The 9306-nt window shown below is 61.0% G+C and carries 6 protein-coding genes and 3 pseudogenes; 6 read left to right on the forward strand and 3 right to left on the reverse strand.

Features of this window, described 5'->3' with window-relative positions; all coding sequences use genetic code 11:
• Positions 1 to 103: 103 nt before the first annotated feature.
• Positions 104 to 343, reverse strand: a pseudogene (locus tag EC839_RS25150) (methyl-accepting chemotaxis protein); the annotation flags it as partial.
• 176 nt (positions 344 to 519) lie between these two features.
• Positions 520 to 1500 (reverse strand): IS5 family transposase, encoded by a 981-nt coding sequence (locus EC839_RS23885; protein ID WP_017639732.1) that lies wholly within the window; start codon positions 1498 to 1500, stop codon positions 520 to 522.
• Between the two features lie 258 nt (positions 1501 to 1758).
• Here EC839_RS23885 and EC839_RS23890 point away from each other — a divergent pair, with 258 nt between their 5' ends.
• The 6 genes and pseudogenes from EC839_RS23890 to EC839_RS24735 form a co-directional block, all read left to right on the forward strand.
• Complete coding sequence (locus tag EC839_RS23890) at positions 1759 to 3927, forward strand: ornithine decarboxylase (RefSeq protein ID WP_026083691.1); 2169 nt, start codon at positions 1759 to 1761, stop codon at positions 3925 to 3927.
• Positions 3924 to 5258, forward strand: a complete 1335-nt coding sequence (potE, locus tag EC839_RS23895; RefSeq protein ID WP_017639734.1) for a putrescine-ornithine antiporter — start codon at positions 3924 to 3926, stop codon at positions 5256 to 5258. Before EC839_RS23890 ends, potE begins: the two co-directional genes overlap by 4 nt.
• 30 nt (positions 5259 to 5288) lie before the next feature.
• Positions 5289 to 7610 (forward strand): Orn/Lys/Arg decarboxylase N-terminal domain-containing protein, encoded by a 2322-nt coding sequence (locus EC839_RS23900; RefSeq protein ID WP_037063316.1) that lies wholly within the window; start codon positions 5289 to 5291, stop codon positions 7608 to 7610.
• Positions 7611 to 7643: 33 nt separating this feature from the next.
• Complete coding sequence (locus EC839_RS24425; RefSeq protein ID WP_121757903.1) at positions 7644 to 7775, forward strand: porin; 132 nt, start codon at positions 7644 to 7646, stop codon at positions 7773 to 7775.
• Between the two features lie 16 nt (positions 7776 to 7791).
• Positions 7792 to 8412, forward strand: a complete 621-nt coding sequence (locus EC839_RS23905) for a porin (protein WP_051226137.1) — start codon at positions 7792 to 7794, stop codon at positions 8410 to 8412.
• An 81-nt stretch (positions 8413 to 8493) separates the two neighbouring features.
• Positions 8494 to 8961: pseudogene (locus EC839_RS24735) on the forward strand (IS21 family transposase); the annotation flags it as partial.
• A 39-nt stretch (positions 8962 to 9000) separates the two neighbouring features.
• Here EC839_RS24735 and EC839_RS23915 read toward each other — a convergent pair.
• Positions 9001 to 9135 (reverse strand): annotated as a pseudogene (locus EC839_RS23915) (IS3 family transposase); the annotation flags it as partial.
• Between the last annotated feature and the right edge of the window lie 171 nt (positions 9136 to 9306).

The raw sequence follows: 9306 nt of genomic DNA on the forward strand, positions 1-9306 counted from the left end.
ATATTCGAAATCGGAAAAGCTCATCTGGCTCATGGGTGGCTCGGATCGGGGGGTAGGCGGATTTCACCACATTTGAGGACTTGTTCGGAGATTCCTTAGCAGTTACCACATTCTGGATTTCCACGGTGGCACTGCTAGTTCGAGCTGCCAACTGACGAACCTCGTCGGCTACTACAGCAAATCCTCGGCCCATTTCACCCGCTCGGGCAGCTTCAATTGCGGCGTTAAGTGCTAGTAAGTTAGTTTGTTCTGCCACGCCTTGGATGGTGGTAACAATTTTCTCGATATCTTTAGCCTGAGCATTTAGCTGTGTAATCAAAATAACCGCACCGTTTATTAAATTAAGTGTGCTCTGAGATAATTCAATTGAACTAGGGAGACGCTGAACAATTAATCCATTCCCACCGTCCCCATTTCCAAGCGATTTTTTCCAAACAACCGGCCTTATTTTACATTTTTAGGGTCGATTTTCGCCCTCATGTTGCTGATTGGCGGGTCAATCCCGCCTTGCAGACGGATTTATCCCGCCGCCCGTTGCAAATACCGCTTGGCCAGCATCAGATTGGCCAACCCAAACAGACTGAACAACTGCGCCGTATTCTTTTCCAGCCCGCGGTAGCGAACCTTACGATGATTGAAGCGCACCTTGATTACCTGGAATGGGTGCTCGACCTTGGCACGCAGTTGCGCCTTGGCGTATTCGATCTTGCGCCTGACCCGGTACAGCACACTGCCTTCGCCGTGTTGCTTGTAGCTGCTTGGTCGGGCTGCAATCGACCAGATAACGTCCCGTTCAGCATGCTCCGGTCGCTTGGCCGCGCCGGTGTATCCAGCGTCACCCGACACATAGGTTTCGACACCGTGCAGCAACTGGTCGACCTGAGTGACATCCGCCACGTTGGCGGCCGTTCCTACCACGCTGTGCACCAGCCCCGACGTGGCGTCGACACCAATGTGGGCCTTCATTCCGAAGTGCCATTGATTGCCTTTCTTGGCCTGATGCATCTCAGGATCACGCTTGCCTTCTCGGTTCTTGACTGAGGGCGGCGCAGCGATCAGGGTAGCATCGACGATAGTGCCTTCCTTGAGCAGTAGACCCCGGCTGGCCAGATGCAGGTTAATCGTTTCAAAGAGCACCCGCGTTAGCTGATGGGTCTCCAGCAAGCGGCGAAAACGCAGCAAGGTGGTGGCATCCGGTGCCGACTCGCGGCCCAGGTCGATGCCCATGAAACCACGGATGGCCTGACTGTCGTAGATGGCATCTTCGCAACCTTCATCCCCGGAGAAACCGAAACACTGCTGCACGACATACATGCGCAGCATGCGTGACAACCCAATCGCAGGGCGTCCGCGCTTGCCTTTGGTGTCGCTATAGAACGGCGCCACTTGCGCCTCCAGCTGTGCCCAGGGCACCAGCTGTTCAAGGTCAGCCAGGAAGCGATCTCGGCGAGTCTGCTTTTTCTTGCCGGCGTATTCGAGTTCGGAGAAGGTCTTCTGCACGCGCGTAACGCTCACGGAGAGGGTAGTGGGTTAAAGGTGGTCAGTGTGCCAAGGCTGGAGACGGTTGACTATTTTTGCAGCGTCTCCCTTGGTCAGATCCCTAATAAATTGACATCCGTCAATTTCTCTACGTTAATGTCGTTATATTATATTTGCATCTTCAAGTAAGCCATGTTCGCGGATTGTTCCTGCGAGGGAGCTTTGCTCGAGCAATTCCACCATGCATCCTGATTGTTAGCAGAAAAAGGCGGATATCTGATGTCTTTGTTTAAAGTCGCGGTTGATCCAGCGCTTGACGGCCTGTTTCTGACTGAATATGGGCAAGTCGATGTTTTTTCTACCGACTTTACGGACATCGCTGCCGCGGTTGCCCCCTTGGGCTCGCTGGCCCAGGTGGCAAGCCGAATCGAGCAGACCGGTTTTTCCGTCCCGCTGTTCGCCGCAGTCCAACCTGGCGAGTCCCTTCCCGAGAACCTGCTGCTGCGGGTAGCCGGCGTGATCCAACTGGGCCACGGCGGACGGCATTATTTCGGCCGTCAGATATCCGATGCGGCCAAGCGGTACACGGAGAATCTGCTGCCGCCGTTCTTCAAGGCGCTGAAAGACTACGTGCAGCGCGGCTACGTCGAATTCGACTGCCCGGGTCACCAGGGCGGCCAGTTCTTCGCCAACCATCCGTTGGGCCGGGTGTTCTTCGATTTCTACGGCGAAACCCTGTTCCGGTCCGACCTGTGCAACGCGGACGTCAAGCTGGGCGACCTGCTCATCCATGAAGGTGCCGCGCTGGAGGCCCAGCGCAACGCGGCAAGAATCTACAACGCCGACAAGACCTATTTCGTACTAAACGGTACATCGACGTCCAACAAGGTCGTCACCAGCGCGCTGCTTGCGCGCGGTGACCTAGTGCTGTTCGACCGCAACAACCACAAGTCCGTGCACATGGGCGCGCTGGTGCTGTCCGGCGCGCGGCCGGTGTACCTGGAGACGGCGCGCAATGCCTGGGGCTTCATTGGCGGTATAGACGCCAGCGCCTTCGACGAGCAGAGCATCCGCGCACAGGTGCGCGAGGTCGCGCCCGAGCGCGCCGACCTGCCGCGTCCGTTCCGCCTGGCGGTGATCCAGCTTGGCACCTACGACGGCACCATCTACAACGCCCGCCAGGTGGTCGACCGCATCGGCCATCTGTGCGACTACATCCTGTTCGACTCGGCCTGGGTAGGCTACGAGCAATTCATCCCGATGATGCAGGACTGCTCGCCGCTGCTGCTCGAACTGGGGCCGGACGACCCCGGCATCATCGTCACGCAGTCGGTACACAAGCAGCAGGCGGGTTTCTCGCAGACCTCGCAGATCCATAAGAAAGACAGGCACCTGGAAGGGCAGCAGCGCTTCTGCGACCACCGGCGCTTCAACAACGCCTACATGATGCATGCCTCGACCAGCCCGTTCTATCCCATGTTCGCGGCGCTGGACGTGAATGCCCAGATGCACGACGGCCAGGCCGGCCGCCGGTTGTGGCGCGATTGCGTGAAGATGGGCGTGGAAGCCCGCAAGCTGCTGCTCAAGACGTGCCGGCAGATACGGCCGTTCATCCCCCGGATGATCGACGACAAGCCCTGGGCGGATCACGACACCGAGGTCATCGTCGACGATCTGCGCTTCTTCCGCTTCCACCCGGCCGCAGACTGGCACGGCTTCGAGGGATATGCCGACAACCAGTATTTCGTCGATCCGTGCAAGCTGCTGCTGACCACGCCCGGCATCGACCGCGACACCCACGCCTATTCCAGCTTTGGCGTACCCGCTTCGATCCTGGCGCGCTACCTGCGCGAGAACGCGATCATTCCCGAAAAGGCGGACCTGTATTCCATCCTCTTCCTGCTTACGCCGTCCGAGTCCGCGGGCAAGCTGCAGCACCTGATTGCCCACATCGCGCAGTTCGAGCGCCACGTGGACAACGACGCGTCGCTGCGCGAGGTGCTGCCCTCGCTGTGCGCCGCCTACCCGGAGGTCTACGGCCACATGGGCATGCGCCAACTGTGCCAGCGCATGCACGATTTCTACCGCGGCCACGACATGAAGCAGTTGCAGACGCGCATGTTCCGCAAGGCGGAGTTCCCCAGCAAGGCCATGCTGCCCGTCGAGGCCAACGATGCGCTGGTGCGCAACGAGGTCGAGCTGGTTCCGCTGAGCGCTATCGACGGACGCATCGCCGCGGAAGGGGCGCTGCCGTATCCGCCCGGCATCCTATGCGTGGTGCCCGGCGAACGCTGGCAAGGCCCGGCGCTGGACTACTTCCGGGCGTTGGAATCAGGCATCAACGCGCTGCCGGGCTTCGAACCCGAGATACAGGGCGTCTATCTCAACCGGGAAGCGGACGGTTCGCGCCGCGCCTATGGCTACGTCGTGAAGGAAGCCTCCGCATGAGCACTGCCGCCACTGTCCACAAGATGGGGGTCATGCAGCTAACGCTGCTGACCGTGGTCAACATGATGGGCTCGGGCATCATCCTGCTGCCCACCAAGCTCGCCGAGGTGGGCACACTGTCCATTACTTCCTGGATCGTGACCGCGCTGGGGTCGCTGGCGCTGGCCTACGCCTTCGCCAAATGCGGCCGCTTCAACCGCAAGGCTGGCGGCATGGGCGGCTACGCCGAGTACGCCTTCGGCACGGCGGGCAACTTTCTGGCCAACTACACCTACGGCGTATCGTTGCTGATCGCCAATGTTGCCATCGCACTGACGGCGGTGGGCTACATGCAGGCCTTCTTCGGCTGGACGCTGTCGCCCGTAGCGGTGTCACTGGCTAGCATCGCGGTGCTGTGGCTGACCACCGTGCCCAACTTCGGTGGCGCGCGCATCACCGGCCAAATCGGTGCGGTCACGGTATGGGGCATCATCCTGCCCGTGGTCGGCATCTCGCTGATCGGCTGGTTCTGGTTTGATCCGCAGATTTACCTCGACGCCTGGAACCCTCGCAACATGGGTACGCTAGACGCCGTGTCGGCCTCCATCTCAATCACGCTGTGGTCGTTTCTGGGTCTGGAGTCGGCCTGCGCCAACGCCGACGCGGTGGAAAACCCCGAGCGCACCGTGCCCATCGCCGTGCTGGTGGCCACCATCGGGGTGGCGCTCATCTACATCGCATCGACCAATGTCGTCGCCGGCATCATTCCCAACGCGGAACTGATCAAATCCAGCGCACCCTTCGGTCTGGCCTTCTCGAGAATAATGTCGCCGGCCGCTGGCCAGGTAGTGATCGCGCTGATGATCATCGCCTGCTTGGGATCGTTGCTGGGCTGGCAGTTCACGGTGGCGCAGGTATTCAAGTCGTCGTCAGATGTCGGCTACTTCGTGCGCCTATTCGGCAAAGCCACGGCCAAAGGGACGCCGGTGGTCGGCATGATCATCTTGACGTTGGTGCAGACGGGGCTTGCCATGATGACCATGAGTCCTTCGCTGTCCGAGCAGTTCAACTTGCTGGTCAACCTGGCGGTGGTGACTAACCTGGTGCCGTACATCCTGAGCATGTCTGCGCTGGCGGTCATGATGAAAGCCTACGGCGCGGGGTCGCGCGAGTACTCCCTGTCGCTGTCCATGGCCTTCGTCGGCAATGCGTACAGCTTCTATGCGTTGTACAGCTCGGGCCAGGAGGCCATGTTCTGGGGCGCGTTGGTGACCTTCTTCGGCTGGCTGCTCTATGGCACGGTTTCCCACAAGTTCGATCTGGTACGCAACCAGGACCAGAAGGCGGTCTGACAGCGGCCTCAACGCAGCAAGGAGTACAAAATGTCAACTCTTTCCCGGCGGCTGGGCATGAAGGGCCTGCTGGTGCATGAAGACTATGACAACGCCACCGCGGCCGGCCGCGCCGTGCGCGGCATCGCACTGGAACTGGAGCAGCGCGCCGTCGAAGTGCTGGTGGCGCGCTCGGGCGACGATGCCCGGGCCGTCATCCAGTCCGATCCCATGATCCAGTGCCTGCTGCTGAACTGGGACCTGGATGGCGACGAAGACCATGGCCAAGCCATGGGAGTGCTAGATGCCGTGCGCGAGCGAAACGCCACGGTTCCCATCTTTCTGCTGGCCGACCGTAGCAGTGCCTCGCAAGTGCCGGTGCAGGCCATGCAGAAGGCGGACGATTTCATCTGGCTGCTGGAAGACACCACGGTCTTCATCGGTGGACGCATCGTCGCCGCCATGCAGCGCTATCGCGAAGCCGTGCTGCCGCCCATGTTCGGCGCGCTGGCGCGCTTCTCGCAGGTCTACGAATATTCCTGGCACACGCCAGGCCACACCGGCGGCACGGCTTTCCTGAAGTCGGGACCAGGCCGTGCGTTCTTCGATTTCTTCGGAGAGAACCTGTTCCGCTCCGACCTGTCCATTTCCGTGGGCTCGATGGGGTCGCTGCTGGACCATTCCGGTCCGATCGGCGCCGGAGAGGCCTATGCCGCGCGCGTGTTCGGCGCGCATCGCACGTATTATGTGACCAACGGCTCGTCCACGTCCAACCGGGTCATCCTCATGGCCAGCGTGACGCGCGGTCAGATCGCACTGTGCGACCGCAATTGTCACAAGTCGGTAGAGCACGCCATGACGCTGTCAGGCGCCATTCCTACTTACCTTGTACCGTTGCGCAACCACTTCGGGCTGATCGGCCCCATCCCGCCCGAGCGGCTAACGCCCGCCGCCATCCGTCGCAGCGTGGCCGACAATGCGCTGGTGGTAGAGGGCATCGATCCGGCTCCGGTCCACGCGATCATCACCAACTCCACCTATGACGGGCTTTGCTACAACGTGTCACGGGTGGAGGAACTATTGGGCGGCAGCGTCGACCGGCTGCATTTCGACGAGGCGTGGTACGGCTACGCCCGCTTCAATCCGCTGTACCGTGAACGCTACGCCATGCACGGCGACCCCGCACAGTACGTCGGCGACAGGCCATCGGTATTCGCCACTCAGTCCACCCACAAGCTGCTGGCGGCCCTGTCTCAGGCGTCCATGATCCACGTGCGCGACGGCCGCAGGCCCATCGAACACTCGCGCTTCAACGAGGCGTTCATGATGCACGCCTCGACGTCGCCGAACTACGCCATCATAGCGTCTAACGATGTCAGCGCGGCGATGATGGACGGCCCGGGTGGAGCGGCGCTTACCGGCGACTCCATCCGCGAGGCGATTGCATTCCGGCAATTGCTGGCTCGCATTAGTGCAGAGTTCGCCGCCAAGGGCGACTGGTTCTTCGACGTGTGGCAGCCCGACCTGGTGACCGAAGTGAATGGTGGTGTTACGCGCCCATTCCATGCTGCCGATGCGGAGCAACTAGCCACGGACGCGTCTTGCTGGGTATTGAGGTCTAACGCCGCGTGGCACGGCTTCGGTGCGATCGAAGACGGCTACTGCATGCTGGATCCAATCAAGGTGTCCGTCATCACACCCGGCATGGGGCAGAACGGCCTATTGCCGGTCGGCATTCCTGCTGCGGTGGTTACTGCTTATCTCGCACGGCAGGGCATCGTCGCCGAGAAGACCACAGATTTCACTATCCTCTTCCTGTTCTCCATGGGTGTCACCAAGGGCAAATGGGGCACGCTGGTCAACGCGCTGCTGGATTTCAAGCGCGACTACGATGCCAACGCGCCCCTGCAGCAGGTACTGCCGGACCTAGTGTACGACTATTCGGGCCGCTATCAGGACATGGGCTTGCGCACGCTCTGCGACAGCATGTTCGGCGCCATGGCCGAGCTGCGTACGACGCACAGCATGTCTCAAGCGTTCTCCACACTGCCCGAGCCCGCGCTCAGCCCGGTGCAGGCGTATGAGCACCTGGTGCGCGGTGACATTGAAGAGGTCGGACTGGATGCAATGGCCGGCCGCGTGGTCGCCACCGGCGTAGTGCCTTACCCGCCGGGCATCCCCCTGATGATGCCCGGCGAGAACGTCGGCCCACTCGATGGCCCCCTGCTGACCTACCTGAAGGCCTTGCAGGACTACGACCTGCGCTTTCCCGGTTTCGAGCATGACATCCACGGCGTGCGCAAGGAGGACGGTGCGTACATGGTCTCTTGCGTCGCAGGTTCGCAGCCCAGCCTGGAGCCGACTTCCCGCTAAGCCTTCCTGTCCTTGTTCCCGCGAGAACGCGTAATGAGAAAAATAATGTTTGCCGCTGCCCTGGCGGCGGGCGCCGGCGTGGCGCAGGCCGAACCCACGATCACCCTGTACGGGCTGATCGACACCGGCATCAGCTACTACAAGGTCGATGGTGGGGGGGTATGATCACAGCCATCTAGGCATGACCACTGGCAACCAGGACGGGTCGCGCTGGGGCCTGCGCGGCAGCGACGACTTGGGCGATGGGCTGCGTGTCGAATTCGTGCTGGAAAGCGGATTCGATTCCACCAATGGCCAACGCGACCAGAACGGGAGGATGTTCGGCCGTCAGGCCACCATCGGCATTGCCCACGACGCCTGGGGTAGCCTGGAGTTCGGGCGGCAGCAGAACATGGCGTCGCGCTACCTGGCCGACATCGACCCCTTCTACACCAGCTACACGCAGGCCAACATGGGGTTGGGTTTCAGCGCCGCCAACACGTACCGCCTGGACAACATGATCATGTATCGCACGCCCTCGATCGGCGGGCTGGAGCTGGGCTTGGGCTACTCCTTTGGCGTGGACGGCACCGACGCTGGCCAGCGCGGTTTCGCGACCGCCGACAATGCGCGCGGTATCACCGCTGGCGTGCGTTACCTGGGCGGCCCGTTGAACGTCACGCTGACTTTCGATCAACTGCGTGGCAGCCACGCACAAGGCAGCGACACCACGCCGCGTCAGTACGCCCTGGGCGTTGCCTACGACTTTGAGGTGATTAAGCTGGCGGCTGTTTACGCCGACCGAAAATTGAGCCACTTGTAGGGATCGCGCCGACTGAAAACTGAGCCGGGTAATCAACCTATCCTGCTAGTTTTTCACGCAGGGTGTTTGGGGATGATCCCGATGACGATGATTGGCAAGGTGCGGCGGATGTTCCACCGCCAGAACAAGTCGGTACGCGAGATAGCGCGTCTCACAAGCCTGTCGCGCAACACGATTAGCAAATACCTGAACATGGATGTTCAGGAAGAGCCGAAGTATCAACGTCGCTCGCAGTCGACCCGGCTGACGCCGTTTCATGGAGCGCTGGTGCAGGCACTCACCGTGGACGCACGGCGGCCAAAGAAGGAGCGACGCACCGCCTGGATGCTGTTCCAGGAGATCAAGGCAAGCGGCTACGATGGCTGCTATTCGCGGGTAACCGATTTCATCCGGGCCTGGCGGCAAGGCGAAGGCAAGGCGGTTTCGAAGTCGGCGTTTGTGCCGTTGCAGTTCGAGCTGGGCGAAGCGTTTCAGTTTGACTGGTCCGAGGAAGGTCTGGTTATCGGCGGCATTTACCGCAAGCTGCAGGTGTCGCACATGAAGCTGTGTGAACCGCCCCGGGTTTGTCGGAGACCGCCGAGTTTGGCGCTACGCCGCGCGAGCGGGGAGCGCCACGTTCCGATTGTAGACTTCCTCTGCTTCTGCCGGCGACACGTACCCAAGCGGGCTGAGCAGGCGATGGTGGTTGTACCAGTGAACCCATTCGAGCGTTGCAAGTTCGACATCCTGGGGGAGCTCGCAGAATTCGGAAAAAATCGTACGCTAAGGTTTTCCGGGCATCCGTAGGGGCCGAAACTTCCCGTCTTCCAGTCTGCGGCTCTGCCGCCAGACGTAATCGCCGGTTAGGTTGATGTGCTCCCAGCCCAGCGGCGACAGGAATTGCAGCAGCTCGCC

The sequence above is a fragment of the Pseudomonas sp. JUb52 genome (genome assembly GCF_004341115.1).
Lineage (GTDB): Bacteria > Pseudomonadota > Gammaproteobacteria > Pseudomonadales > Pseudomonadaceae > Chryseomonas > Chryseomonas oryzihabitans.

Bases quoted from the DNA above. Each gene is read 5' to 3' on its own strand.
- EC839_RS23890 (WP_026083691.1), top strand. From the start codon at position 1,759: ATGTCTTTGTTTAAAGTCGCGGTTGATCCAGCGCTTGACGGCCTGTTT.
- potE (WP_017639734.1), top strand. From the start codon at position 3,924: ATGAGCACTGCCGCCACTGTCCACAAGATGGGGGTCATGCAGCTAACG.
- EC839_RS23900 (WP_037063316.1), top strand. From the start codon at position 5,289: ATGTCAACTCTTTCCCGGCGGCTGGGCATGAAGGGCCTGCTGGTGCAT.
- EC839_RS24425 (WP_121757903.1), top strand. From the start codon at position 7,644: ATGAGAAAAATAATGTTTGCCGCTGCCCTGGCGGCGGGCGCCGGCGTG.
- EC839_RS23905 (WP_051226137.1), top strand. From the start codon at position 7,792: ATGACCACTGGCAACCAGGACGGGTCGCGCTGGGGCCTGCGCGGCAGC.